Annotated in this window: 22 protein-coding genes; 13 read left to right on the forward strand and 9 right to left on the reverse strand. The window is 66.4% G+C overall.

The window, feature by feature from the left end; all coding sequences use genetic code 11:
* Genes urtB through urtE form a run of 4 tightly spaced genes read left to right on the forward strand, consistent with a single transcriptional unit; the run spans position 1 to position 3,486 of the window.
* Positions 1-885: an urea ABC transporter permease subunit UrtB gene (urtB, locus tag M1247_RS08400; protein WP_317155830.1), complete on the forward strand. Its 885-nt coding sequence runs from the start codon at positions 1-3 to the stop codon at positions 883-885.
* Positions 882-2,003, forward strand: a complete 1,122-nt coding sequence (gene urtC / locus M1247_RS08405) for an urea ABC transporter permease subunit UrtC (RefSeq protein ID WP_317155831.1) — start codon at positions 882-884, stop codon at positions 2,001-2,003. Before urtB ends, urtC begins: the two co-directional genes overlap by 4 nt.
* A complete protein-coding gene (gene urtD / locus M1247_RS08410; protein ID WP_317155832.1) occupies positions 2,000-2,794 on the forward strand; it encodes an urea ABC transporter ATP-binding protein UrtD in 795 nt (264 codons plus the stop codon). Before urtC ends, urtD begins: the two co-directional genes overlap by 4 nt.
* The gene (gene urtE / locus M1247_RS08415) at positions 2,794-3,486 is read left to right on the forward strand and encodes an urea ABC transporter ATP-binding subunit UrtE (RefSeq protein WP_317155833.1); all 693 of its coding nucleotides are present in this window, start codon (positions 2,794-2,796) and stop codon (positions 3,484-3,486) included. Before urtD ends, urtE begins: the two co-directional genes overlap by 1 nt.
* A 25-nt stretch (positions 3,487-3,511) precedes the next feature.
* On the opposite strand, the gene hisS is transcribed toward urtE, so the two are convergent.
* The gene (hisS, locus tag M1247_RS08420; RefSeq protein WP_317155834.1) at positions 3,512-4,789 is read right to left on the reverse strand and encodes a histidine--tRNA ligase; all 1,278 of its coding nucleotides are present in this window, start codon (positions 4,787-4,789) and stop codon (positions 3,512-3,514) included.
* On the reverse strand, positions 4,786-5,469 hold the full coding sequence (locus M1247_RS08425; protein ID WP_317155835.1) for an MBL fold metallo-hydrolase: 684 nt from the start codon (positions 5,467-5,469) through the stop codon (positions 4,786-4,788). Before M1247_RS08425 ends, hisS begins: the two co-directional genes overlap by 4 nt.
* Before the next feature lie 130 nt (positions 5,470-5,599).
* On the opposite strand from M1247_RS08425, the gene M1247_RS08430 reads away from it, so the two are divergent.
* The 6 genes from M1247_RS08430 to ehuA all read left to right on the forward strand — a co-directional run bounded on the left by M1247_RS08430 (position 5,600) and on the right by ehuA (position 10,658).
* Positions 5,600-6,472 carry a peptidylprolyl isomerase gene (locus M1247_RS08430; protein ID WP_317155836.1) on the forward strand — a complete coding sequence of 291 codons (873 nt, stop codon included), beginning with the start codon at positions 5,600-5,602 and terminating at the stop codon, positions 6,470-6,472.
* Positions 6,473-6,483: 11 nt separating this feature from the next.
* Positions 6,484-7,452 carry a peptidylprolyl isomerase gene (locus M1247_RS08435; protein WP_317155837.1) on the forward strand — a complete coding sequence of 323 codons (969 nt, stop codon included), beginning with the start codon at positions 6,484-6,486 and terminating at the stop codon, positions 7,450-7,452.
* Positions 7,453-7,615: 163 nt separating this feature from the next.
* Positions 7,616-8,479 (forward strand): ectoine/hydroxyectoine ABC transporter substrate-binding protein EhuB, encoded by an 864-nt coding sequence (gene ehuB, locus M1247_RS08440; protein ID WP_317155838.1) that lies wholly within the window; start codon positions 7,616-7,618, stop codon positions 8,477-8,479.
* A 10-nt stretch (positions 8,480-8,489) separates the two neighbouring features.
* Entirely contained in the window at positions 8,490-9,233 is a 744-nt protein-coding gene (gene ehuC, locus M1247_RS08445) for an ectoine/hydroxyectoine ABC transporter permease subunit EhuC (protein ID WP_317155839.1), read from the forward strand.
* Positions 9,233-9,892 carry an ectoine/hydroxyectoine ABC transporter permease subunit EhuD gene (gene ehuD / locus M1247_RS08450; protein ID WP_317155840.1) on the forward strand — a complete coding sequence of 220 codons (660 nt, stop codon included), beginning with the start codon at positions 9,233-9,235 and terminating at the stop codon, positions 9,890-9,892. Before ehuC ends, ehuD begins: the two co-directional genes overlap by 1 nt.
* 1 nt (position 9,893) lies before the next feature.
* On the forward strand, positions 9,894-10,658 hold the full coding sequence (gene ehuA, locus M1247_RS08455) for an ectoine/hydroxyectoine ABC transporter ATP-binding protein EhuA (protein WP_317156168.1): 765 nt from the start codon (positions 9,894-9,896) through the stop codon (positions 10,656-10,658).
* Between the two features lie 13 nt (positions 10,659-10,671).
* Here the strand turns inward: ehuA and M1247_RS08460 are convergent, their stop codons facing one another.
* From M1247_RS08460 to yajC, 6 genes are all read right to left on the reverse strand, one after another.
* Positions 10,672-13,011, reverse strand: a complete 2,340-nt coding sequence (locus M1247_RS08460) for a RelA/SpoT family protein (protein ID WP_410506836.1) — start codon at positions 13,009-13,011, stop codon at positions 10,672-10,674.
* A 43-nt stretch (positions 13,012-13,054) separates the two neighbouring features.
* On the reverse strand, positions 13,055-13,642 hold the full coding sequence (locus M1247_RS08465) for an adenine phosphoribosyltransferase (RefSeq protein WP_317155842.1): 588 nt from the start codon (positions 13,640-13,642) through the stop codon (positions 13,055-13,057).
* Entirely contained in the window at positions 13,597-15,264 is a 1,668-nt protein-coding gene (locus tag M1247_RS08470) for an ABC transporter substrate-binding protein (protein ID WP_317155843.1), read from the reverse strand. The genes M1247_RS08465 and M1247_RS08470 overlap by 46 nt, the downstream gene beginning before the upstream one ends.
* 5 nt (positions 15,265-15,269) lie before the next feature.
* Positions 15,270-16,544 (reverse strand): protein translocase subunit SecF, encoded by a 1,275-nt coding sequence (secF, locus tag M1247_RS08475; RefSeq protein ID WP_317155844.1) that lies wholly within the window; start codon positions 16,542-16,544, stop codon positions 15,270-15,272.
* Positions 16,545-16,548: 4 nt separating this feature from the next.
* Positions 16,549-18,357: a protein translocase subunit SecD gene (gene secD / locus M1247_RS08480; RefSeq protein WP_317155845.1), complete on the reverse strand. Its 1,809-nt coding sequence runs from the start codon at positions 18,355-18,357 to the stop codon at positions 16,549-16,551.
* A 72-nt stretch (positions 18,358-18,429) separates the two neighbouring features.
* Positions 18,430-18,777 carry a preprotein translocase subunit YajC gene (yajC, locus tag M1247_RS08485; protein WP_317155846.1) on the reverse strand — a complete coding sequence of 116 codons (348 nt, stop codon included), beginning with the start codon at positions 18,775-18,777 and terminating at the stop codon, positions 18,430-18,432.
* Between the two features lie 270 nt (positions 18,778-19,047).
* Between yajC and gabT the strand changes: the two genes are divergently transcribed.
* The gene (gene gabT / locus M1247_RS08490; protein WP_317155847.1) at positions 19,048-20,388 is read left to right on the forward strand and encodes a 4-aminobutyrate--2-oxoglutarate transaminase; all 1,341 of its coding nucleotides are present in this window, start codon (positions 19,048-19,050) and stop codon (positions 20,386-20,388) included.
* A 4-nt stretch (positions 20,389-20,392) separates the two neighbouring features.
* On the opposite strand, the gene M1247_RS08495 is transcribed toward gabT, so the two are convergent.
* Positions 20,393-21,022 (reverse strand): hypothetical protein, encoded by a 630-nt coding sequence (locus M1247_RS08495; protein WP_317155848.1) that lies wholly within the window; start codon positions 21,020-21,022, stop codon positions 20,393-20,395.
* Positions 21,023-21,099: 77 nt separating this feature from the next.
* Between M1247_RS08495 and M1247_RS08500 the strand changes: the two genes are divergently transcribed.
* Together M1247_RS08500 and car are read left to right on the forward strand one after the other, a co-directional pair.
* Positions 21,100-21,735: a maleylpyruvate isomerase N-terminal domain-containing protein gene (locus M1247_RS08500; RefSeq protein WP_317155849.1), complete on the forward strand. Its 636-nt coding sequence runs from the start codon at positions 21,100-21,102 to the stop codon at positions 21,733-21,735.
* 192 nt (positions 21,736-21,927) lie between these two features.
* Entirely contained in the window at positions 21,928-25,458 is a 3,531-nt protein-coding gene (gene car / locus M1247_RS08505; RefSeq protein ID WP_317155850.1) for a carboxylic acid reductase, read from the forward strand.
* The last annotated feature ends 139 nt before the right edge of the window (positions 25,459-25,597 follow it).

Below are 25,597 nucleotides of genomic sequence, written 5' to 3' on the forward strand. Positions count from 1 at the left end.
ATGGATGTCCTGATCGGGCAACTGGCAACAGGATTGAGCCTGGGTTCAATCCTGTTGCTGGCCGCGCTGGGCCTGTCACTGACGTTCGGCCAGATGGGCGTCATCAACATGGCGCACGGCGAGTTCATCATGGCCGGCTGCTACACCGCCTACGTGGTGCAGCAGATCATCTCGGATGCGGGGGCGTCACTGCTCATCTCGTTGGCGATCGGCTTCTTCGTCGGTGGGGCGATGGGCGCCCTGCTGGAAGTCACGTTGATCCAGCGGATGTACGACCGTCCGCTGGACACGCTGCTGGTCACCTTCGGCGTCGGTTTGATCCTGCAGCAGGTGGCACGCGACATCTTCGGAGCCCCGGCAGTGAATGTGGTTGCACCGCCGTGGCTCTCGGGCGGGGTGGAGATCCTCGGTGCGGTTGTCCCCAAGACCCGAATCTTCATCCTGGTGCTGGCGGTGGTGTGCGTGACGGTGCTGGCAACCGTGCTCAAGACCAGCCCCATGGGCCGGCGGATCCGGGCTGTGGTGGCCAACAGAGATCTCGCCGAGACCAGCGGGATCTCGTCGCGCAGGACCGACATCACCACCTTTTTCATCGGATCGGGGCTGGCCGCCGTCGCCGGGGTCGCGCTCACCCTGATCGGCTCGACCAGCCCCACCATCGGACAGAGCTTCCTGATCGACGCGTTCCTCGTCGTGGTGGTCGGCGGGCTCGGGCAGATCAAAGGCACCGTCATCGCCGCACTGGCGCTGGGCTTTTTGAACTCGTTCATCGAGTACAGCACCACCGCGTCGCTGGCAAAGGTCATCGTGTTCGTCGTCATCGTGATCTTCCTGCAGGTCCGCCCACAGGGGCTGTTCACCGTACGGACAAGGAGTCTGGTGTGAGAACCATGATCGGACGTGGGCAGACCTGGGCCGGATTCGCCGTCGCCGCAGTGTTGCTGTTCGGCGTGGCGCCCGTGGCGCTGTCGGACTTCCGGCTCAGCTTGCTGGGCAAGTTCCTCTGCTTCGCCATCGTGGCGGCCGGCATCGGATTGGCCTGGGGCCGTGGCGGAATGCTGGTGCTCGGGCAGGGCGTGTTCTTCGGGCTCGGCGGTTATCTGATGGGCATGCACCTCAAGATCGCCGACGCGCAGATCCGCGGCGAGGACGTGCCGGATTTCATGCAGATCGCCGGAGTGCGGGTACTGCCCGGATATTGGGCTCCGTTCGCCTCCCCCGCTTTCACCCTGCTCGCAATCCTGGTGATACCGACCGGGATTGCCGCCATCCTGGGCTTCGGTGTGTTCAAACGACGTGTCAAGGGCGCCTACTTCGCGATCTTGTCGCAGGCGCTGGCCGCGGCATTGGCCATCCTGCTGGTCGGGCAGACCAGCATCGGCGGTAGCAACGGCCTGACGAACTTCCGCACCTTTTTCGGGTTCACCCTCAACGACCCTGCCAACAAACGGATGTTGTACTTCATCGCCGCGGGAACACTGCTCATCGTGGTGGCAGTGGTCCGGCAGTTGATGCACAGCCGATACGGAGAACTGTTGGTCGCCGTGCGTGACGGGGAGGAACGCGTGCGGTTCCTCGGCTACGACCCGGCCAACATCAAGGTGGTGGCCTACGCCCTGGCAGCGTTGTTCGCCGGCATCGCAGGCGCCCTGTTCGCCCCGATCGTCGGGTTCATCGCACCATCACAGGTGGGCATCGTGCCATCGATCGCTTTCCTGATCGGCGTGGCGATCGGCGGCCGCACCACGCTGCTCGGGCCGGTTCTCGGCGCGATCGGGGTGGCCTGGGCGCAAACCCTGTTCTCCGAGAGCTTTCCGTCAGAGTGGACCTACGCCCAGGGCTTGCTGTTCATCATCGTGGTCGGGTTCTTCCCTGCCGGGCTGGCCGGGTTGGGGGTGCTGTTCAGGCGGCGGCGAGCTCGAACCGGGCCCGCGCCGTCGCCGCCGACCCAGCCCGACCGAGACCCCGAAGCCGAGGCCCGGACCGTGGGGGTGACGTCATGACCGAACGTGAACCGGTGGCCGGTGGTAACGCCGGGATGGGCGCCGAGTATCTCCAAGTGCGCGGGCTCACCGTGGATTTCGATGGGTTCAAGGCGGTCACCGATGTGGATCTGACCCTGTTTCAGGGGGATCTGCGTTTTCTGATCGGGCCCAACGGCGCAGGCAAGACCACCGTCATCGATGCCATCACCGGGTTGGCGTCGGCGACCGGCTCCGTGCACAAGTCGGGGGTGGAGCTGCTCGGCAAGAAGGTGCATCAGATCGCGCGCCTCGGCGTGGGCCGAACGTTCCAGACGGCCAGTGTTTTCGAGCAGCTGACCGTGCTGCAGAACCTCGACATCGCCGCAGGCGCCGGCCGGTCCGCGTGGACTCTCCTGCGTCGACGCCGCGGTGTGGTGCCCGCCATCGCAGAGGCGCTGGAGGTCACCGGGCTGGCTGACCTCGCCGACAAACCCGCCGGGGTGCTGGCGCACGGTCAGAAGCAGTGGCTGGAGATCGGCATGCTCCTGGTGCAGAACGCCGACGTGTTGCTGCTCGACGAACCGGTCGCCGGGATGAGCCACGAAGAACGCGAGGAGACCGGAAACCTGTTGCGCCGTATCGGTGGGGCCCGCACAGTCGTCGTCGTCGAGCACGACATGGACTTCATGCGCGCGTTCGCCACCTCGGTCACCGTGCTCGCCCGCGGTCAGGTGGTCGCCGAAGGTTCGGTGGCCGAAGTGCAGGCCAATCCAAAGGTGCAAGAGGTCTACCTGGGCACCGCCGCGGCAGGCGTGGAAGGAATCTCCTGATGCTCGAACTCATCGACATCCACAGCGGTTACGGTCGTGCCGAGGTCATTCACGGCGTCAGCATCGACGTGCCGTCCGACGGCGTAGCAGCGGTGATGGGTCACAACGGTGCGGGCAAGACGACGTTGCTGCGGGCCGCGGTCGGATTGCTCAAATGCAGTGCGGGCACAGTGGTTTTCAACGGAGAGGACATCACCGCGCTGCGGCCGAGCGGACGGGTTGCCCGCGGTCTTGCCTATGTGCCGCAGGGCCAGCAGTCCTTCGGTCAGCTCACCACCGCGGAGAACCTGCAAGTGGTCGCCGACGGCCGCCGCAACGGCAGGGCGTTGATCGATGAGCAACTGGATCTGTTCCCCGCACTGCGGGAACTGCTGCCGCGGCGGGCCGGGTTGCTCTCCGGCGGGCAGCGCCAGCAGCTGGCGATCGCGCGGGCGTTGATCACCAGTCCCACGATGCTGATTCTCGACGAGCCCACCGAGGGCATCCAACCGTCGGTGGTCGCCGAGATCGAAACGGCGATCACTGCCCTGACCGCACGCGGTGGTCTCGGCGTGCTGTTGGTCGAGCAACATATCGGTTTCGCGCTGGAATCCGCGCAGCGCTACCACATTCTGGAAGCGGGCCGGATCACCTCCAGCGGCACCGGAGGGTCGTCGTCGGAGGCCGACGTCCGCGCCGCCATGGCAATCTGAGGTCTGCCCCCGCTGCGTCGCGAGTTCAACGCAGGCGGGAAAGCAGCTCCGTGACAAGCGAATCGGCGGGTACGTCGACCTGATCGCCGGTCGACAGGTCCTTCAGTCCGACGGTGCCTGCCTCGATGTCGCGATCGCCTGCCACCAGGGCGAACTTCGCACCCGAACGGTCGGCCGCCTTCATCGCGCCCTTGAGCCCGCGGTCGCCGTAGGCCAGGTCGACCCGCACCCCCCGGGCCCGCAGACCTGCCGCGAGCTTGGCCAGTTCCAGCTTGGCGGCGTCGCCGAGCGGGACCCCGAACACCTCCACCCCACCGACGCCGGTGACCGTCTTACCCTCGGCCTGCAGTGCCAGCAGCGTGCGGTCCACCCCGAGCCCGAACCCGATGCCCGAGACGTCCTGCCCACCGAGCTGTCGCATCAACCCGTCATAGCGGCCACCGCCACCGATCCCCGACTGCGCCCCCAGCCCGTCGTGGACGAACTCGAACGTCGTCTTGGTGTAGTAGTCCAGGCCACGCACCATCCGTGGATTGATCGCATACGGCACCCCGAGCGCCGTCAGATGGGCCTGCACCGTTTCGAAGTGTGCCTTGGCGGTATCGGAGAGGTGATCGAGCATCAGCGGCGCATCGGCGGTCATCTCCCGCACGTGCGGTCGTTTGTCGTCGAGCACGCGCAGCGGGTTGATCTCGGCGCGGCGCCGGGTCTCGTCGTCGAGGTCGAGCTTGAACAGGAACTCCTGCAGCAGCTCGCGATAGGCCGGGCGGCAGGTGTCGTCGCCCAGCGAGGTGATCTCCAGCCGGAAGCCGTCCAACCCGAGCGACCGGAAACCCGAATCGGCGACCGCGATCACCTCGGCGTCCAGCGCCGGGTCGTCGACGCCGATGGCCTCGATCCCGACCTGTTGCAGCTGACGGTAACGACCCGCCTGCGGCCGCTCGTAGCGGAAGAAGGGTCCCGAATAGCAGAGTTTGACCGGCAGCGCGCCGCGGTCCAGCCGATGCTGGATGACCGCACGGATCACCCCGGCGGTGCCCTCGGGGCGCAACGTGACCGAACGGTCGCCGCGGTCGTTGAACGTGTACATCTCCTTGGACACCACGTCGGTCGACTCGCCGACGCCGCGGGCGAACAACGCGGTGTCCTCGAAGATGGGCAGTTCGACATCGCCGTAGCCGGCGCGGCGTGCCGCGCCTAGCAGACCGTCACGGACCGCGACGAACTGCGCCGAGTCCGGCGGCAGGTAATCGGGCACGCCTTTGGGCGCCTGGAACGAGACGGACGAAGAGCCTTCAGTCACAGAGTCAAACCTTCGAGAAATGGGTTGGTGCGGCGTTCGTGCCCGATTGTCGAGCGCGGACCGTGCCCCGGTAGCACCGCGGTGTCGTCGCCGAGCACCAACAGTTTTGTCACGATCGAACTGAGCAGGTCACGTCCACTGCCCCCGGGCAGGTCGGTGCGTCCCACCGAGGACCGGAACAGCGTATCGCCCGTGAAGACCACGTCGGCCTCCGCTCCGGTGCCGCCCACCCGGAACACGACCGACCCCCTGGTGTGTCCCGGTGTGTGGTCGACGGCGACGGTGATGTCACCGAGCTCAACCACGACACCGTCTCGGTCCAGCTCGACGAGCTGTCTGGGTTCGGAGAGCAGCACACCGAACACCGGGCGCGACAGTCGTCCCAGAAGAGCGGGCCCGAATCCCTTTATCGGGTCGGTCAGCATGAACCGGTCCTCCGGATGGATGAAGACCGGGCAGCCGTAGGTGTCGGCCACCTTCTGCGCCGACCAGATGTGATCGATGTGGCCGTGGGTCAGCAGGACCGCCGCCGGGGTCAGCCGGTTCTCATCGAGGATCTGGCGCAGCGGGCCCATGGCCCGCTGACCCGGGTCGACGACGATGGCGTCGGCTCCGGGCCGCTGCGCCAGGACGTAGCAATTGCATGCCAGCATCCCGGCCGGAAATCCGGTGATCAACACGGTGCCAGTTTCCCACGGACGCGCTCTGCGCCGCCGTTCGTGCGGGTCGTTAGGCCACACTCAGCATTGCCTGGCACACTCAGTGCCGACTGAACGACCGATGACATGCATGAAGGAGAGGACTGCCGCAATGCCGACCAACGAGCAACGGCGTGCGACGGCCAAGCGCAAGCTGGAACGCCAGCTGGAGCGCCGCGCAGCGCAGGAACGCAAACGACGCATCTTGACGATCGTCGGCTCCGCAGCCGCCGCCATCGTCGTCATCGGCGCGGTGGTGGCCACGGTCGTGATCAATCGGGACTCCGGAAGCACCACCGCCTCGGCGTCCACCTCCACCACTCCCGCAGGCGCGCCCGACCAGCAGGCCGCCGAGGGCCAGTTGCCCCCGTTCGTGGCACCTGCCGATCTCGGCGCAAACTGCCAGTACCCGGCGAAGGGCGAAGCCAGCAAGCAGGTGAATCCCCCGCGGACCGGCAAGGTGCCCACCGATCCGGCCACCGTCAGCGTCAGCATGGTGACCACCCAGGGCAACATCGGCCTGCAGCTCGACAACGCCAAGGCGCCGTGCACAGTGAACAGCTTTGCGAGCCTGGCCGGGCAGAACTACTTCAACGACACCCCGTGCCACCGCCTGACCACCGGTGGTCTGTCGGTGCTGCAGTGCGGTGATCCGACGGGCCAGGGCACGGGTGGGCCGGGCTACGAATTCGCCAACGAGTACCCGACCAACCAGTACCAGCCGGACAACCCCGCGCTGCAGCAGCCGGTGCTGTATCCCCGCGGCACGCTGGCCATGGCCAACGCGGGACCGGGCACCAACGGCAGCCAGTTCTTCCTGGTGTACCAGGATTCGCAGTTGCCACCCGGCTACACGGTGTTCGGCAAGATCGATGACACCGGGCTGGCCACGCTGGACAAGATCGCCGCGGGCGGTGTCGCAGGCGGCGGACCCGACGGAAAGCCGGCCCTCGACGTCCAGCTGAAGTCCGTCGCGTTGGACTGAACGGTCCTTCGTTGACCGTCCCGCCCCCGTACGGCGGATATCCGCCGGGCTATCCGCAGTATCCGGGTGGCTATCCCACGCCGCCGCGCACGAACGCACTGGCGGTCGCGGCACTGGTGTGCGGGCTGCTGTTCGCGCCGCTGGGCATCGTGTTCGGGCATCTCTCGCTGTCGCAGATCAACCGCACCGGTGAGCAGGGCCGCGGCATGGCGATCGCCGGACTGGTCATCGGTTACCTGATGACCGCGCTGACGATCGTCACGGTGGTCCTGCTGGTGCTGTTCGCGGCGCTCGTCGTCCAGACCGCCGACAACGTGCCAAGCCACAGGTCGACGTCGGCCCAACCGGCGGCACTGCCGCCGTTCGACCCGCCACCCAATCTGGGGACGAACTGCCAGTACCCGGCCACCACCGAGAAAGCCGCCAAACCCGCCACGCCGCCACGTAGCGGCACGGTGCCGACACAACCGGCCACCGTCAGCGCCAGCGTGTCCACCAACCGGGGAAACATCGGACTGGAGTTGGCCAACGGCCGGGCGCCGTGCACTGTCAACAACTTCGCGAGCCTCGCGCAGCAGGGATTTTTCGACGACACACCCTGCCATCGGCTCGTCACCGGCGAGATGTCGGTACTGCAGTGCGGTGACCCATCGGGCACGGGCACCGGTGGCCCGGGCTACCGGTTCGCCAATGAGTACCCCACGAATCAGTACCGGCTGTCGGATCCGGCGCTGCGCACACCGGTGCTCTACCCACGCGGCGCACTGGCTACCGCCAATGGAGCCACCGGCAGTAACGGCAGCCAGTTCATCCTCGTCTACCGGGATTCGCCGCTACCCCCGACCTTCACGGTGTTCGGCACCATCGACAACACGGGGCTGGCCACCCTGGACGCGATCGCCGCGGCAGGCACCGCCGACGGCAGCGAAGACGGCGAACCGGCAGAACCGGTCACGATCACTTCCGCCCTGCTGGATTGAGCCGCCGCACGGTGACAGCTTGGCGACGCGCTTGCCACCGCCGAAGTTTTGACCTGTCCGGTCGATCCGCATACGTTCAGAACGAACTTTGGTCGCTACTGGCGTGAACGTGTGGATACGACAAGGACTGACGATGAATTGGACACGGCGGGATTTTTTCAGGATGAGCACGGCCGCGGGCGCAGTCGCGCTGGGGGCACCGGCACTGCTCACAAGTTGTTCGAAAGTGCCTCAGGGCGGCGAGGGTGGCACCTTGCAGCGCATCAAGGACGCGGGCGTCATCAAGATCGGCATCGCCGGTGAAGTCCCGTACGGATTCACCCAGAACGGGGAGGTCACGGGCGAGGCTCCGGAAGTCGCCAAGGCCGTCTTCAAGGCGATGGGCATCGACCGGGTCGAGGCCACTCAGGTCGAATTCGGCCAGCTCATCCCGGCATTGAACGCCAACCAGTACGACATGGTGGCCGCGGGGATGGCCATCCTGCCCGACCGCTGCGCCAATGCGCAGTTCTCGGCGGTCGACTATGTCACCCCGACCGCGTTGTTGGTGCCGGCGGGAAACCCGCAGGGCATCAACAACTTCGAGGACGTCAAGTCACGCGGCGTCGCACTGGCGGTGCTCTCGGGCACCGTGGAGGAGGCCGTCGCGCAGGATCTCGGCATTCCGGCGGGCAACATCCAACCGTACCGCGGTCAGCCCGAGATGTTCCAGGCTTTGCGCGATCAGCGGGCGTACTGCGGAGCGCTGACCGACATCTCGCTGCGCCGGATGCTGGCAGACAATCCGGGCAGCGCTTTGGAGGTCACCAAGGGATTCGTGCCGGAGGTCGACGGGAAGGAACAGATCCAGGCCGGTGGCTTCGTGTTCCGCAAAGGCGACGACGATCTGGTCGAGCAGTTCAACACCGAACTCAAGAAACTGCAGGACAGTGGCGCGTGGCTCGACATCGCCGCCCCGTTCGGCTTCACCGCCGACAATGAGGTGCCGCAGGACGTGACCACCGAACGGCTCTGCGAGGCGGCGTAAGAGCGGGCAGATGTTCGACAACGTCGGGTTATTCGTCGACACAATCTCCAAGGGCCTGCTGCTGACCATCGAGGCCACGGTCGGTGGCATCCTGATCGCCGCCGTCATCTCGTTCATCGCAGGCCTGGCGATGCTGTCGAAGTCGCGGACGATACGGGCGCTGTCCCGCGTCTACGTCGAACTGTGGCGCGGGACTTCCGAAGTGGTCCAGTTGATGTGGATCTATTTCGTGCTGCCGGTCCTGGTCGGCTACCAGATCGTGCCATTGGCGGCCGGGATCGCGGTGCTCGGACTCAACCACGGGGCGTACGGCGCCGAGATCGTACGCGGCGCGGTCCAATCGGTGCCGCGTGCGCAGTATGAGGGATGTGTGGCACTCAATTTCACACCCGCCCAACGGATGCGGCGGGTCATCCTGCCGCAGGCGCTGGTCGAGATGGTGCCGCCGTTCAACAATCTGTTCATCCAGTTGCTCAAGAGCAGCTCGCTGTTGACCATGATCACCGTGCACGAGATGACCTACCAGGCCCGCGAAGTGCTGATCAACAACTTCATCTCCGAGGCCGCCACCATCTGGACGATCGTGTTGCTGTTCTACCTTGTGCTGGCGTTCGCGATCACCTTCGTGATGCGCCAATTGGAGCGCAAGGCAGCGAATCTGGTGGGTCGTGAACCGCCGAGACGCAGCATGCTGGCCCGCTTCAGCCGCAGCGGTATGCGCGCCGACGCCCTGGCCGGCGGGCGGGTCGGCTGATGATCTGGGACTGGGACTATGCCATGGAGGTGCTGCCCACCATCGTGGTGGACGGCCTGCGCATCACGCTGATCGCCACGGTGCTGGGTTCGATCCTGGCCTATGCCCTCGGGCTGGTGCTGGCGCTGCTGCGCCGGGTGCGCAACACCGTGGTCAGCACGGCGGTGTGGGCGTTCATCGAGTTCGTCCGCAGCACACCGCTGCTCGTGCAGATCTTTTTCCTGTTCTTCGTGCTGCCGAGTTTCGGGCTCAAGTTCGACCCGCTGACCACCGGGGTCATTGCGATCGGCGTGCACTACGCCACCTACACCGCCGAGGTGTACCGGGCCGGGATCGAGGCGGTGCCACCCGGGCAGTGGGAGGCGGCCGTCGCGCTGAGCCTGCCGACCCGGCGCACGTGGACCGCGGTGATCCTGCCGCAGGCCATCCCGCGGGTGCTGCCGGCATTGGGCAATTACACGATCTCGATGCTCAAGGAAACGCCGCTGCTGCTCATGATCGGTGTGCTCGATGTGGTCGGAGTGGCCAATCAGATCGGTTCGCGGGCCTTCCGGTACGTCGAGCCGATAACGATCGCCGGTGTCCTGTTCCTGCTGCTGAGCCTGGCGGCATCCCTACTCGTCCGATGGTTGGAGAGACGTGTCCGAATCAGCAACTGAGATGATCCGATTCGACGGCGTCGGCAAGCGGTTCGGCGACCATGTGGTGCTCGACGGCCTCGATTTCACGGTGCAGGCAGGCGAATTCGTCACCCTCATCGGTCCGAGCGGATCCGGGAAGACGACGATCCTGCGACTGCTGATGACGTTGGAGCAGGTCACCGAGGGCCGGATCTATGTCGGCGGCAAATGCCTCAGCCACATGTCACGCAATGAACGGGAGGTCCCCGCGGACGACAGCTACCAGCGGCAGCTGCGCAAGCGGATCGGCATGGTGTTCCAGCAGTTCAACCTGTTCCCGAACATGGGGGTTCTGCAGAACATCACCGAGGCGCCCATCCACTCGCTGGGCCTGTCACGCGAGGAGGCGCAGGACCGGGCGCACCGACTGCTGGACCTGGTCGGCATGCCGGAGAAGGCCGGCGCACACCCCTCGGAGCTCTCCGGCGGTCAACAGCAACGGGTCGCCATCGCCCGGGCGTTGGCGATGGAACCCGACGTGTTGCTGCTCGACGAGGTGACCTCGGCGCTCGACCCCGAACTGGTCGCCGGGGTGTTGGCGCTGCTCAAGGACATCGCGGAGACCACCGACATCACGTTTCTGTGCGTGACGCACGAGATGGACTTCGCCCGTGAGGTTTCCGACCGGGTGATGATGTTCGACGGAGGCAGGATCGTGGAGGACGCGCCGCCGGACAAGCTGTTCGCCGACCCGGACGAAGAACGCACCAGAAGCTTCCTGCGCGCGGTCCTCGACCGCCGTTAATCTCGCGCCGGTGTCAGGCCGCGGAGGTCACCCGGTATACGTCGTAGACCCCTTCGACGTTACGCACCACACTGAGCAGGTGACCCAGATGCTTGGGGTCACCCATCTCAAAAGTGAATCGGCTGATGGCCACCCGGTCGTTGGACGTGGTGACCGAGGCCGACAGAATGTTGACCTTCTCATCGGCGAGCACCCGCGTCACATCGGAGAGCAACCGGTGCCGGTCGAGTGCCTCCACCTGGATGGCCACCAGAAACACCGAGGACGGTGACGGCGCCCACTGGACGTCGATGATGCGTTCGGACTGCTGCTGCAGCGATTCGGCGTTCGTGCAGTCGGTGCGGTGCACGCTGACTCCCCCACCCCGGGTGACGAAACCCATGATGGTGTCGCCGGGTACCGGGGTGCAGCACTTGGCCAGCTTGGTCAGCACGCCGGGCGCTCCCGGCACCGCCACACCGGTGTCATCGGTGCTGCGCTGGCGCACCGGCATGGTCGCCGGAGTGGAACGCTCCGCGATCTCGTCCTCGGCACTGTCGGCACCACCGAGCTGAGCGATCAGCCGTTGCACCACATGCCGGGCCGAGACATGGCCCTCGCCGACAGCGGTGTACAACGCCGACAGGTCGATGTACCGCAACTCATGAGCGAGCGCACCCATCGACTCGGCATTCATCAAGCGTTGCAACGGAAGTCCACCGCGTCGCACTTCACGTGCGATCGCGTCCTTGCCGGACTCCAGGGCCTCTTCGCGGCGTTCTTTGGCGAACCACTGCCGAATCTTGGCCTTGGCCCGTGGCGAGACCACGAAACCCTGCCAGTCCCTCGACGGTCCGGCGTTGAGCGCCTTCGAGGTGAAAACCTCGACCACTTCCCCATTTTCGAGCTTGCGTTCCAGCGCCACCAGTCGCCCGTTGACCCGGGCGCCGATGCAGCGATGACCGACCTCGGTGTGCACCGCGTAGGCGAAGTCCACCGGCGTCGACCCGGTCGGAAGCGTGATCACGTCACCCTTCGGGGTGAAGACGAAGATCTCCCTGACCGCGAGGTCGTACCGCAGCGACTCCAGGAACTCGCCGGGGTCGGCGGCCTCCCGCTGCCAGTCCAGTAGCTGACGCATCCACGCCATATCGTCGATCTCGGCTGCCGCCTGCGGATGCAGAACCCCGTTGCGGCCCTTGACCTCCTTGTACCGCCAGTGCGCCGCGATGCCGTACTCGGCGGTGCGGTGCATGTCGCGGGTGCGGATCTGCACCTCCAGCGGCTTGCCCTCCGGGCCGACAACGGTGGTGTGCAGCGACTGGTACACGCCGAAGCGCGGCTGGGCGATGTAGTCCTTGAACCGCCCCGCCATCGGCTGCCACAGCGAATGGACCACACCGACGGCGGCATAACAGTCGCGGATCTCGTCACAGAGGATGCGGACACCGACCAGATCGTGGATGTCGTCGAAATCGCGGCCCTTGACGATCATCTTCTGGTAGATCGACCAGTAGTGCTTCGGCCGGCCCTCGACGACGGCGTTGATCTTCATGGCGCTCAGCGCCACCCCGATCTCGGCTCGCACCTTGGCCAGGTAGGTATCGCGCGACGGCGCCCGGTCGGCGACCAGCCGGACGATCTCTTCGTACTTCTTGGGGTGCAGGATCGCGAACGACAGATCCTCCAGCTCCCACTTGACGGTCGCCATCCCGAGCCGGTGTGCCAGCGGGGCAATGACTTCCAGGGTTTCCCTGGCCTTGCGAGCCTGCTTCTCCGGCGGCAGGAACCGCATGGTGCGCATGTTGTGCAACCGGTCGGCGACCTTGATCACCAGGACCCGCGGGTCGCGGGCCATCGCGATGATCATCTTGCGGATGGTCTCGCCCTCGGCCGCGGTGCCAAGCACCACCTTGTCCAACTTGGTCACGCCGTCGACCAGATGACCGACCTCGCTACCGAACTCGGCGGTCAGCGCTTCCAGCGTGTAGCCGGTGTCCTCGACGGTGTCGTGCAGCAGCGCAGCCACCAACGTGGTGGTGTCCATGCCGAGTTCGGCCAGAATGTTGGCGACCGCCAGCGGATGGGTGATATAGGGATCGCCGGACTTGCGCAGCTGGTCGGCATGGCGGGTCTCGGCGACGTCGTAGGCGCGCTGCAGCAGCTGCAGGTCGGCCTTGGGGTAGATCTCCCGGTGTACCGCGACCAGCGGTTCGAGGACCGGGTTGACCGCACTGCGCTGCGCGGTCATGCGACGGGCCAACCGCGCCCGCACCCGGCGCGACGCGCTGGTCTTGGCGGTGTCCGGTGGTGCGGACTCGGGCAGCCCAGGAGGCGACTGCACGGCCTGGCCAGTACCGGGATCGTCGGCCACGGTCGTCACCTCCTACTGCTCATCCAAGCTTCGAGGATATCCCTCACACCCTGTGCAGGCTGCTGACGGGCAACGGCGCCACGGCCTCGCGCCCGCCGAGCGCGGTCAATTCCAGCACCACGGCCGCCCCGGTGATCCGCGCGCCGCCCTCGGTCAGCAGTTTGGCGGCCGCCGCCAGCGTCCCGCCCGTCGCCAGCACATCGTCGATGATGACAACGTTGCGGCCGGCGATATCAATCCCCTCGGCCGGTATCTCGAGGGTCGCCGTGCCGTACTCCAGCTGGTATGTCGCGCTGTGCACAGGCGGTGGCAACTTGCCGCCCTTGCGCACCGCCAGCACCCCGGTGCCCAGCCGGGTCGCCACCGCCGCCCCCAGCAGGAAGCCGCGGGCGTCCAGGCCTGCGATCAGGTCGGCGCCGGCGGCCGTGGCCGCGAGCGCGTCGGTCACCGCACACAGCCCGTCGGCATCGGCCAGCAGCGGCGTCAGATCCTTGAACTGGATGCCCGGTTCGGGAAAATCGGGCACCTCACGCATCATGGACGCGACCAGTGTGGAGATGTCGTCGACCCGATTCCGGTGTGCGCTCACTGCGACAACTTCCAACGGTCCATGTTCCAGCCGGCGCCCCATCGGGTCGGGTTACTGCTCACGGCATACATCTTGGTCGATGTGAGCACCGTGCGTTGTTGGCGGTACAGCGGAAGGGTCGGCATATCCGCCCAGAGAATCGGCGCACCTTCACCCATCAGCCGCACCAATTCCTTCGGGTCGGACGTCACCGCCAGTGCGTCGATGATCCCGTCGATCCGCTCGTTGCGGTAGTCGGGCAGGTTATTGCCGTTGCCCCCGTGCAGGGTGTAGGCATCGATCGCCGAGGAACCCGAGGACCCGCTACCTGCGGCGCCGCCGGTACTGGCCAGGAGGACATCGAATTCGTTGTTGCGCAAGGCGATCGGTCCGGCACCGTCTGATCCGACATCGTGCACGGTGATCCCCGCCGCAGCGCATGATTTGGCGATCGCACCCACCGTCGCGGCCAGCCGTGCGTTCGGCGTCTGGTAGCCGATACGCACCGTCATCGGCCGATTGTCGATCGCGTCGCGCGCGGCGCCGGCGTTGGCCACGCCGAACTGACCGGCCTCCGCGCCGCCCTCCACCGCACCGATCGCATCCTCGGTCGCAGCATTGAGCCGCGAGTTGGAGATCGGCATCTCCGCATTGCGGGCGATCACGTCACGCGGGGTGCACAGGGCAAGCGCCCGCCGCGCCGGTGTCGCAGCCAGTGGACCGCCTGGCGCGAAGATGAGCTGTTCGATGCCGGCCGACGGACTGTCCGTACTGACATAGTCGTCCGGCAGATTGAGCAGGCCCGATGACCCGGTGGCGATGTCCACCACGTCGAACGATCCCTCGTTGACCCGCTCCTGGATGTCGGCCCCGCGCGGCCAGACGGTGACCGTGCTGGTGATGGGCTTGGCTCCCCACCACTTGTCGTTGGCCACCAGCACCACCGCACCGTCTGAGGTCACCGAGTCGAGCCGGTAGGGCCCCGATGACGGGAACCGTTTCAGATCCAGGTCGGGTTTGAGGTCCCAGGTTGTGTTCCAGGCCTTGGCGATCCGGTCCACGGTCGGGCCGTCAGCGGTTTGCAGCGCGGTGGTGACGCCGCCGTCGCCGAGACCGAGTTCGTCGGCGATGACGTGTGACGGCATCAGCGATGTCGCGGAGAACAGTTGGCCGTAGTCGAGGAACGCGCGGTCCTGGACGAACCAGACCCTGGCCTTCTTCTGGCCGGGCGCGCAGTCCACCGAGGCGATATCGCGGTAGCCGGCCTGACTGGCGGCGTCGAATCCGGGAAACCGGCCGGACTGCGACGCCCACGTCAACACCATGTCGTCGCAGGTGATCGGCTTGCCGTCGGAGTACACGGCCTTGTCGCTGATCACATAGTCGAGGATCAGCGGGGCCCGCCCCACCACCGCGACCGAACCGAAGTCGTGATCGGCGACGATCTGACCGTCCGGGCCGTGATAGGTGAAACCCGTCAGCGCCCGCGCGAAGGCCTGCGGCCCACCCGAGGCCGCCCCGGCGACCGTGTTGGTGTTGTAGGTGCTCAGCGTGCCGTCCACCGCATAGTCGACGGAGTCGGCCGCGCCGCTGCCACAACCGGAGAGGCCGATGCCTGCGAGCAGCGACAGCGTCACCACCATCACCGCTGCCCGCAACCGGGCGGTGGCCCCGCAATGAGCCATCCGACTTACCGCCGGGTGTTCCGCTTGCCGGACGGTCTGCCGGTCTTCGAGGTCGACGGACGCGACGGCCGTGCCCCCGGCGCCGGTTTGCCGGGTGCTGCTTCGTTGCTCACCGCCACCGAGACGGTCTCTGCATCGGTCTCGGGCTCGGTGAGCTCCGTGGCCTCCTTCGCGGCGGACTTCCCCGGTTTCGCGGCCGCCGGCTTGCGGCGATTGCCCACCCGCGCCGTGTGCTTGCGCACCAGGTCCGTCCGTTCCCGCAGCGAGACCAGCAGCGGCGTGGCGAAATAGATCGACGAGTACGTACCGACGATGACACCGACCAGCTGCACCAGGGCCAGGTCCATCAGCGTGCCGACGCCCAACAGCCACACGGCCACCACGATCAACGCGATGATGGGCAGCACCGAGATCAGGCTCGTGTTGATCGACCGCATGAAGGTCTGGTTGACCGCCAGGTTGGCCTGTTCGGCGAACGTACGCCTGGTGGTGTGCTCGAAGCCGTGGGTGTTCTCCTCGACCTTGTCGAAGACGATCACGGTGTCGTACAGGGAGAAGCCGAGAATCGTCAGCAGGCCGATCACGGTAGCCGGGGTGACCTCGAATCCGACCAGCGAGTACACCCCCGCGGTGACGACGAGGTCGAACACCAGCGTGGCCAGGGCCGCGATCGCCATATAGCGCTCATAGCGCCAGGTGATGTAGATCGCTGCCAGTACCAGGAAGACCACCAGCGCTATCAGCGCTTTCTTGGTGATCTGGCCGCCCCAGGTCTCCGATACCGCGGAGTCACTGATCGCCTGCTTGCTGGGTTGCCCGTCACTGCCGTTCGGGTGGAACGAGTCGAACAGTGCGGTGCGCAGGTTCTCGGTCTCTTCGTTGGTCAGCGTCTCCGAGCGGATCTGCACGGTCGCGGACCCCCCGCTGCCCACTACCACGACGGACTCGGGGTTGCTGCCCAGCGTCTTGTTGAACACGTCTTCGACCTGCTGCACCGTGGCGGTGCCGTCGGCTCCGACTGCGGGCATCGACACCTTGGTGCCGCCCTCGAAGTCGATGCCGAAGGTGAAGCCGCGTAACACCATGCTGGCGAGCACGATCGCGACGATGATCCCGCTGACCAGATACCAGAGCTTGCGGCGGCCGACGACCTCGAAGGCGCCGGTGCCGGTGTAGAGCCGGACGAAGAAGCCGTGCTGCGGAAGGCTCGGCGCGGCCGATTCGATGCTCTCGGCCTCGACGGCGGTGGTCGATGTCTCGTCTGTTTTCTTGGCGGCCATGTACCTAACCCCGTCCCGCGGTCGCGTGTGCGGATTCCCGGCGTTCCCGTGCGATCTGCTGTACCGCACCGAGCCCGTTCAGCCCGGGTTTGGCCCACGTCGGGGACTTGGACGCCAGGTACACCAGCGGCCAGGTCACGAGGAACACCACGACGATGTCAAGGATGGTGGTCAGTCCGAGAGTGAACGCAAAGCCCTTGACCTGTCCGATCGCGAGGAAGTACAGCACCGCCGCGGCCAGGAAGGTCACTGCGTTACCCGAGATGATCGTCTTTCGGGCGCGTGCCCAACCTCGCGGAACCGCTGAACGGAAGGACCGCCCTTCACGTATCTCGTCCTTGATGCGTTCGAAGAACACCACGAACGAGTCTGCCGTTGTGCCGATACCGATGATCAGACCCGCGATACCCGCCAGGTCGAGCGTGTAGCCGATGTATCTGCCCAGCAAGACCAGCAGTGCGTAGACCGCGGCGCCGGCAGCCACCAGCGACAGGGCCACCAACACACCCAACGCGCGGTAGTACAGCAGCGAATAGAGCAGCACCGCGGCGAGACCGATCGCGCCCGCGATCAGACCGGCCTTCAGTGAGGACAGGCCGAGGGTCGCCGATACGGTTTCAGCCTCCGAGGACTCGAACGACAGTGGCAGCGATCCGTACTTCAGGACGTTGGCCAGTTCCTTCGCGGTCTCTGCGTTGAAGTCGCCCGTGATCTGGGTGCGGCCGCCGGGGATGGCTTCGCGGATCTCCGGGGCGCTGACCACCTTGGAGTCCAGCGTGAACGCCGTCTGGGTGCCGACGTTGGCAGCGGTGAAGTCCGCCCAGGTCTTCGCGCCGCCGCTCTTGAATTCCACGTCGACGACGTACTGGCCCTGCTGGGAGTCCAGGCCGGAACTGGCGTTCTGGATCTCCTCGCCACTCATGATCGACTTGTTCAGTAGGTAAACCGTCTGGCCGTCGGTGGAGCAGGTGATCAGCGGCAGGTTCGGGTCGTCATTGCCCGACAGGACGTCCTCCTCACCGCAGCGGGTGGCCTGGAACTGCAACGCCAGGATCTGAATGGACTGATCGGTGCTCTGCCGCAGTTGCTTCTCATCGGCGATGCGCTGCGCCAGGCCGGCCTTGGCATCGTCGGACTGCGGTGCGGGAGCCGGCGCCGGGGCCGGGGTTCCCGGAGCGGGCGGGGCAGGCACCGGTTCGCCCGGTGTGGGCGGCGGCTCCTGCGGGAAGGGCCGCGGCTGTGGAGCCGGTTCCTGGCCGGCAGGAGGTGCGACCGGCGCCTCGCCGGGCAAGCCGCCCTGTTCGGGTGCCGACGGCACGCCGCCCGGCGGCATCTGGATCGGTGGCATACCCGGCGGCAGCTCGCCCGGCGGTACGCCTGGCGCAGCGGGTGCTCCCGGCGCCGCGGGCGCACCGGGCTGACCCGCGGGTTTGGCGGGCATCGCGTGGATGACCGGCCGGATGTACAGCCGTGCCGTCTGGCCCAGGTTGCGTGCCTCATTGCCGTCGTTGCCCGGCACGGTGATGACCAGGTTGTCGCCGTCGATGACGACCTCCGAGCCGGACACACCGAGTCCGTCGACACGGGAACTGATGATCTGCTGCGCCTGGGACAGGGCTTCCCTCGTGGGTGCCGAGCCGTCAGGGGTGCGTGCGGTCAGTGTCACCCTGGTGCCGCCCTGCAGATCGATTCCCAGCTTGGGTTCGGCCTGCTTGTCACCGGTCAGGAACACCAGCAGGTAGAGGCCGACAAGCAGCACCAGGAAAAGCGTCAGATAGCGGGCAGGACGCACCGGCGCCGAAGACGATGCCACGTTGTTTCGGTCTCCTTGAGATCAGTTCGTCAGCACCGCAAAGGGTACGTGCTTGTCCTTGACAGTCTGCTGTCAGTCTTTCTTGAGGCTGTCAACGTCCGTCACAGCCGCGCTTTCGGTCAGCTCGGTGGCCACCGGCGCGTCCTCAGGGGTGTCGTCGACATCGGCCTCGATGCGGTCCCGGACCGCCAGCTTCATCCAGGTGGTGACCACGCCGGGCGCGATCTCCAGGTCGACGGTGTCGTCGGTGATCCCGGCGATGGTGGCCTGCAGACCGGACGTGGTGTGAATCCGGTCACCGACCTGAAGCGAGTTGTGCAAGTCGATGGTGGCCTGCATGGCCTTCTTCTGGCGGCGGGACGCGAAGAACATGAACGCGCCCATGATGATCAGTAGGGGCAGGAAAATAACCAGATCCATGGCAGCACAATCTTTCGTATCGGGTAGTCACGGCGGCCGGTCCGAACAGATCGCGGCGCCTCGTAATTCCCCAGTCTGCCATTGCAAGGCCTCGTGGCCGATGGCCCGGTCACCCCAAAAACGATTAGTGCCGCTAATTGGACGGTCGGGACGGCACCCGTCCGACGCAGCAGAAATCGCCTCCAAAACCGAATTGCGGTGACACCAGGGCGACTACGCTCGAATTGCGCCCATTCCGCGCGTCGCCCTCCGTTCGCAGGAGTCAGTCTGTTGAGCCATCCCGAGCAGAGCCGCCATCTGACCACCGTCATTCCCGGGCCGGAATCGCAGGCCCTGACCAATCGGAGAGCCGCCGCCGTGGCGCGCGGCGTCGGCACCACGATGCCGGTGTATGCGGCCCGGGCGGGCGGCGGCATCGTCGAGGACGTCGACGGCAACCGGCTGATCGACCTGGGCTCGGGGATCGCGGTCACCACCATCGGCAACTCGTCTGCCCGGGTGGTCGAGGCGGTGCGCAGTCAGGTGGCGGAATTCACCCACACCTGCTTCATGGTGACCCCCTACGAGGGGTACGTGGCCGTCGCCGAGGCGCTCAACCGGCTTACCCCCGTGCGCGGCGAGAAGCGCTCGGCGTTGTTCAACTCGGGGTCCGAAGCCGTGGAGAACGCCGTCAAGATCGCCCGTTCGTACACCCACAAGCCCGCGGTCGTGGCGTTCGACCATGCGTATCACGGTCGCACCAACCTCACCATGGCGCTGACCGCGAAGGTGATGCCTTACAAGCACGGGTTCGGCCCGTTCGCGCCAGAGGTCTACCGGGCCCCGCTGTCCTACCCGTTCCGTGATGCCGAGTTCGGTAAGGAACTGGCGACCGATGGCGAGCTTGCCGCGGAGCGCGCGATCACCGTGATGGACAAACAGATCGGTGCAGACAATCTGGCCGCGGTCATCATCGAACCCATCCAGGGTGAGGGCGGCTTCATCGTCCCCGCCGAAGGATTCCTGCCCGCACTGCTGGACTGGTGCCGTGCCAACAACGTGGTGTTCATCGCCGACGAGGTACAGACCGGCTTCGCCCGCACCGGTGCGATGTTCGCCTGTGAGCACGAAGGCATCGATCCCGACCTGATCGTCACCGCCAAGGGCATCGCGGGCGGGCTGCCGTTGTCCGCTGTGACCGGTCGCGCCGAGATCATGGATTCACCACACGTCTCCGGGCTTGGCGGCACCTACGGCGGCAACCCGGTGGCGTGCGCGGCAGCGCTGGCGACTATCGAGACGATCGAGTCCGATGGACTGGTGGCGCGGGCGCAGCACATCGGGCAGCTGATGAAGGACCGGCTCGGGCGGTTGCAAGCCGAGGACGACCGCATCGGCGACGTACGCGGCCGCGGGGCCATGATCGCCGTCGAGCTCGTGAAGCCGGGGTCCACCGAACCCGACGCCGAACTGACCAAGGCGCTGTGCGCGGCAGCCCATTCGGCGGGGGTGATCGTGTTGTCCTGCGGCACCTACGGCAACGTGCTGCGCTTCCTGCCGCCCCTGTCGATCAGCGACGAATTGCTGCTCGAAGGGCTCGACGTGATCGAGCTGGTGCTGCGCGACCTCTGATGCGCTAGTGCGCGTGCGTGTGGCGTCGACCGAACCCACCCCAGGCGCGCCGCTTGGGTGCGGCCGGAACCGCGGTGGTCGGCTCTGCTGCCGGCTCGGCCGTGACCGCCGTATCCGTCGCAACGGGGCGTCGCGTGTACTCACTCTGTGCGTACTCGAGGTCGCGCACGCTGCGCATCGACAGCCGGCCCAGCGCCATCGCTGCCAGGAACAGGATCACCGCGCCCAGCGCGGAGAAGAACGCCAACTCCAGTGCCACGCGCTTGTCGTCGGTGACGGCCATGGGCATCCCGGGGTCACCGATACCCAACGGGCCTGCGAGCGCCCGGCCCACCACGAACCAGGCTCCGGCCAGCGCCGCGAGCCAGCCGCCGAACATCGCGGTGGCCCTGTTGCCGGAGCCCAGCAGTAACAGGCCACCGAGCACGGTGGCAGCCCCCGGCAGCACTTCGAGCCAGCCCCGAGCGGACGTCCATACCCAGGCCTGATCGGGGCTGTAGGCGAAGTCGAAATACGGTCCGACGAAGGGTATGAGAGCACCCCATATCCCCAGCAGGACCAGCAGGAATCCACTCATGGCGCCGCGGCTGCGCCGCATGCGCAAGCGCCCACCCCGGGTATCGATGTCGTTCATGATGCCTCCTCTGACGATGGAGTGGGTACCCAGCAGCAGCACGACGTAACCGGACCGGCCGCTCGTAGGCTGGACCGATGCGTATCGAACCTGCCGGGCTGCGCGAGGTGCTCGCCGAGGCCTGGGAACGGTGGGCCGTGCGGTGCGGTGAGCTGACCGGGTCGCAGTGGCGGGCAGCCACCCGCTGCGGGACGTGGGAGGTACAGGGCCTGGTCGCCCATGTGTGCCCGGAGGTCGGCACGTTCGACGCCCTGGCCGAGGCGATTGTGGCCGAACCCCCGGCGGTCACCGACGCCGCAGACATGTTGCGCATGTTCAACGAACCAGACGGGGTGGCGAACACGACCGCCGACCAGATCGCCGAGCGGGCAGTCGCCGAGGCCCCCACACTGACACCGGGTCTGGCCGCCGGACGGTTCACCGAGAGCGCCGCCCGGTTGCGTTCGATGCCTGCGATGTCGACCCCGCAGGAGACCGTGATCCGGTATCCGATCGTCGGCAGCACCACCTTGGCGGTGGTTGCCGAGGTGGCATTGATGGAGGCGACGGTGCATCTGTTGGACCTGGCCGATGCGGTCGGCGGCGTAGCGCCGTCGACCCGGGCGGTAGCGGCGACCCGGGATCTGCTGGTCGCGATCCCCGATCCGGTCGCGACGATCGAGGTGCTGGCGGGCCGCCGCGACCCGGATGCGGCGTTTCCAGCAATCCGCTGATCACCTGCGGGTACACCGAGTCTGGTTGCGTTACAGGGAGTTCGTGAATTGCGACGGAGTACGCGCAGATTCACAGCACATTGACAGCTCCAGAACTGGCTTATCGGAAATAAGTTTAGATTTACTAACGTAGTAATTGTTCGGCGCAACGTCGCGTCACCTTACTTAGCTATCGCCAAGAGGACCTTTCTGATGTCGCCTGTTACCCACGAAGAGCGGCTTGCGCGCCGCATCGCCGAAATGTCGGCCACCGACGCACAGTTCGCCGCGGCCATCCCGAGTGAGGCGGTCACCGCCGCGGTCGATGTGCCCGGACTCCCGCTGCCACAGATCGTCCAGACCGTGCTTGAGGGTTACGCCGACCGGCCCGCGCTCGCCGAACGCGCGGTCGAGTTCGTCACCGAGCCCGGCACAGGCAGAACGAGCGCGCGCCTCCTCCCCCGGTTCGACACGATCAGCTACGGCGAGTTGTGGCACCGGGTGCGTGCCCTCGCCGGCGCCTTGCACGAAGCCGGCGTCCGGCCGGCCGACCGGGTCTGCATCCTGGGCTTCACCAGCGCCGACTACACCACGATCGACACCGCACTCGGCCAGCTGGGCGCGGTGTCGGTGCCCCTGCAGACCAGCTCGTCGGCCGCGGCCTTGGCGCCTATCGCCTCCGAAACCGAGCCCAGCGTGATCGCCGCGAGTGCGGACTACCTCGCCGACGCCGTCGAACTGGCGCTGACCGCATCGTCGCCCGCCCGGCTGATCGCATTCGACTACCACGCGCAGGTCGACGACCACCGCGACGCGCTGGCAGCAGCCAAGGCCAGAATGGCCGACGCGGGCAGCGCCGTCGTCGTCGAAACCCTGGCCGAACTGCTGAACCGCGGCGAATCACTGCCCGCCGCGCCTGCCCCGCAATTGGACGACCCGGACCCACTGGCGTTGCTGGTCTACACCTCCGGCAGTACAGGCGCGCCCAAAGGTGCGATGTACCTGCAGAGCGCGGTCGCCAAGTTCTGGCGCCGGAACAGCAAGGCCTGGTTCGGCCCGACCACCGCATCGATCAACCTCAACTTCATGCCGATGAGTCACGTGATGGGCAGGGGAATCCTGTACGCGTCGCTCGCAGCGGGAGGCACCTGCTACTTCGCCGCCCGCAGCGATCTGTCGACCTTCCTGGAGGATCTGGCACTGGTGCGGCCCACCGAGCTGAACTTCGTGCCCCGGGTCTGGGAGATGATCTACAGCGAGTTCCAGAGCCGCGTGGATCACCAGCTTGCCGACGGCGCGGGCGACCGCTCCGCCATCGAGGCGCAGGTGATGGCCGATCTGCGGCAGAACCTGCTGGGCGGCCGGTTCATCTCGGCCATGACGGGCTCCGCCCCGACGTCGGCGGAGCTCAAGGCATGGCTGGAACAGCTGCTCGACCTCCATCTGCTGGAGGGCTACGGCTCGACAGAAGCCGGCATGGTGTTCTTCGACGATCAGGTACAGCGCCCGCCGGTGATCGACTACAAGTTGGTCGACGTCCCTGACCTCGGCTACTTCAGCACCGACCAGCCGCATCCGCGTGGTGAACTTCTGGTCAAGACCGACAACATGTTCCCCGGCTACTACAAGCGCCCGGAGGTCACCGCCTCGGTGTTCGACCCCGATGGCTTCTACAAGACCGGTGACATCGTCGCCGAAATCAGCCCCGATCACCTCAAGTACGTCGACCGTCGCAACAACGTGCTCAAACTCGCCCAGGGCGAGTTCGTCACGCTGGCCAAGCTGGAGGCGGTGTTCGGTAACAGCGCACTGGTCCGGCAGATCTATGTGTACGGCAACAGCGCCAGGCCATACCTGCTGGCTGTGATCGTGCCCACCGAGGATGCCCTGGCGCGCTTCGATTCCGCCGAACTCAAGGCCGCGATCGCCGAGTCGCTGCAGGAGGTCGCGAAGACGGCCGACCTGCAGTCCTATGAGATCCCGCGCGATTTCCTCGTGGAGACAACACCTTTCACTCTGGAGAACGGCCTGCTGACCGGTATCCGCAAGCTGGCGTGGCCGAAACTCAAGGCACATTACGGCGAGCGGCTGGAACAGCTCTACACCGAACTGGCCGACGGACAGGCCAACGAACTGCGCGCACTGCGCGCCAGCGGCGCCGACGCCCCGGTCCTGGAGACTGTCGGTCGCGCGGCCGGAGCGCTTTTGGGCGCCTCGGCGGGCGATGTGCAACCCGACGCCCACTTCACCGATCTGGGTGGGGATTCGTTGTCGGCGTTGACCTTCGGCAACCTGCTGCGCGAAATCTTCGAGGTCGACGTGCCGGTGGGTGTCATCGTCAGCCCGGCCAACGACCTGGCCGGCATCGCCGCCTACATCGAGTCGGAACGACAGGGCACCAAACGCCCGACCTACGCATCCGTGCACGGCAGGCATGCCGCTGAAGTCAGCGCCTCCGATCTGACGCTGGACAAGTTCATCGACGCGCAGACGCTCGCGGCTGCACCGTCATTGCCGAAGGCCGCCACCGAGGTGCGGACGGTGTTGTTGACCGGCGCCACCGGATTCCTGGGCCGATACCTGGCCCTGGAATGGCTCGAACGGATGGATCTGGTCGACGGCAAGGTCATCTGCCTGGTGCGCGCCCGCAGCAACGAGGAGGCCCGGGCCCGGCTCGACGCCACCTTCGACACTGCTGGACCCAACAGCGGCGGCGATCCGAAACTCCTTGCCCACTACCGGGATCTGGCCGCCGAGCATCTGGAGGTCATCGCCGGCGACAAGGGCGAGGCCGACCTCGGCCTGGACCACCAGACCTGGCAACGCCTGGCCGACACGGTCGATCTGATCGTCGACCCGGCCGCGCTGGTCAACCATGTGCTGCCGTACAGCGAGTTGTTCGGCCCGAATGCCCTGGGCACCGCGGAGCTGATCCGCATCGCGCTGACCACCAAGATCAAGCCGTTCACCTATGTCTCGACGATCGGTGTCGGCTGGGGCATCGAACCCGGCCGGTTCGTCGAGGACGCCGACATCAGGACCATCAGCCCCCTTCGCCGCATCGACGACTCGTACGCCAGCGGTTACGGCACCAGCAAGTGGGCCGGCGAGGTGCTGCTCCGTGAGGCCAATGACCTGTGCGGGCTACCGGTGGCGGTGTTCCGCTGCGACATGATCCTGGCCGACACCACATATTCGGGTCAGCTGAATGTGCCCGACATGTTCACCCGGATGATGCTGAGCCTGGTCGCGAGCGGCATCGCGCCGAAGTCCTTCTACGAACTCGATACCGACGGCGACCGGCAGCGGGCCCACTACGACGGGCTGCCTGTCGAGTTCATCGCCGAGGCGATCTCGACGCTGGGCGCGCAAGCCGTGGAGCAGTTCGAGACGTATCACGTGATGAACCCGTACGACGACGGTATCGGCATGGACGAGTTCGTCGACTGGCTGATCGAGGCCGGCTACCCGATCGAGCGGATCGCCGACTACGGCGACTGGTTGCAGCGGTTCGAAAGCACCTTGCGTGCGCTGCCGGACAAGCAGCGTCAGGCTTCGCTGCTGCCATTGCTGCACAACTATCAGAAGCCTGAACACCCGATTCAGGGGGCGCTGGCACCGACCGACCGGTTCCGCGCGGCGGTGCAGGAGGCAAAGATCGGTCCGGACAAGGACATTCCACATGTCACCGCGCCGGTCATTGTGCAATACATCACCAATTTGCAGCAGCTCGGCCTGCTCTGATCCCGACAGGAGTGTGTCCCCACCCGAGCGGTGGGGACACACTCCTGTCGTCGGTGTTGTTGTCAGACCGCGCACCGGTCGCGTGACGCATCTCGCACCGCCGGCGGCCCCAGACCCGGAATATGATTAGTTTTACTAA

It is taken from the genome of Mycobacterium appelbergii (assembly GCF_032883035.1).
Classification (GTDB): domain Bacteria; phylum Actinomycetota; class Actinomycetes; order Mycobacteriales; family Mycobacteriaceae; genus Mycobacterium; species Mycobacterium appelbergii.

Bases quoted from the DNA above. Each gene is read 5' to 3' on its own strand.
- yajC (WP_317155846.1), bottom strand. From the start codon at position 18,777: ATGGATCTGGTTATTTTCCTGCCCCTACTGATCATCATGGGCGCGTTC.
- car (WP_317155850.1), top strand. From the start codon at position 21,928: ATGTCGCCTGTTACCCACGAAGAGCGGCTTGCGCGCCGCATCGCCGAA.
- ehuB (WP_317155838.1), top strand. From the start codon at position 7,616: ATGAGCACGGCCGCGGGCGCAGTCGCGCTGGGGGCACCGGCACTGCTC.
- urtD (WP_317155832.1), top strand. From the start codon at position 2,000: ATGACCGAACGTGAACCGGTGGCCGGTGGTAACGCCGGGATGGGCGCC.
- ehuA (WP_317156168.1), top strand. From the start codon at position 9,894: ATGATCCGATTCGACGGCGTCGGCAAGCGGTTCGGCGACCATGTGGTG.
- M1247_RS08430 (WP_317155836.1), top strand. From the start codon at position 5,600: ATGCCGACCAACGAGCAACGGCGTGCGACGGCCAAGCGCAAGCTGGAA.
- secF (WP_317155844.1), bottom strand. From the start codon at position 16,544: ATGGCCGCCAAGAAAACAGACGAGACATCGACCACCGCCGTCGAGGCC.
- ehuD (WP_317155840.1), top strand. From the start codon at position 9,233: ATGATCTGGGACTGGGACTATGCCATGGAGGTGCTGCCCACCATCGTG.
- M1247_RS08500 (WP_317155849.1), top strand. From the start codon at position 21,100: ATGCGTATCGAACCTGCCGGGCTGCGCGAGGTGCTCGCCGAGGCCTGG.
- M1247_RS08495 (WP_317155848.1), bottom strand. From the start codon at position 21,022: ATGAACGACATCGATACCCGGGGTGGGCGCTTGCGCATGCGGCGCAGC.
- ehuC (WP_317155839.1), top strand. From the start codon at position 8,490: ATGTTCGACAACGTCGGGTTATTCGTCGACACAATCTCCAAGGGCCTG.
- M1247_RS08465 (WP_317155842.1), bottom strand. From the start codon at position 13,642: ATGGGGCGCCGGCTGGAACATGGACCGTTGGAAGTTGTCGCAGTGAGC.
- M1247_RS08470 (WP_317155843.1), bottom strand. From the start codon at position 15,264: ATGGCTCATTGCGGGGCCACCGCCCGGTTGCGGGCAGCGGTGATGGTG.
- urtB (WP_317155830.1), top strand. From the start codon at position 1: ATGGATGTCCTGATCGGGCAACTGGCAACAGGATTGAGCCTGGGTTCA.
- urtE (WP_317155833.1), top strand. From the start codon at position 2,794: ATGCTCGAACTCATCGACATCCACAGCGGTTACGGTCGTGCCGAGGTC.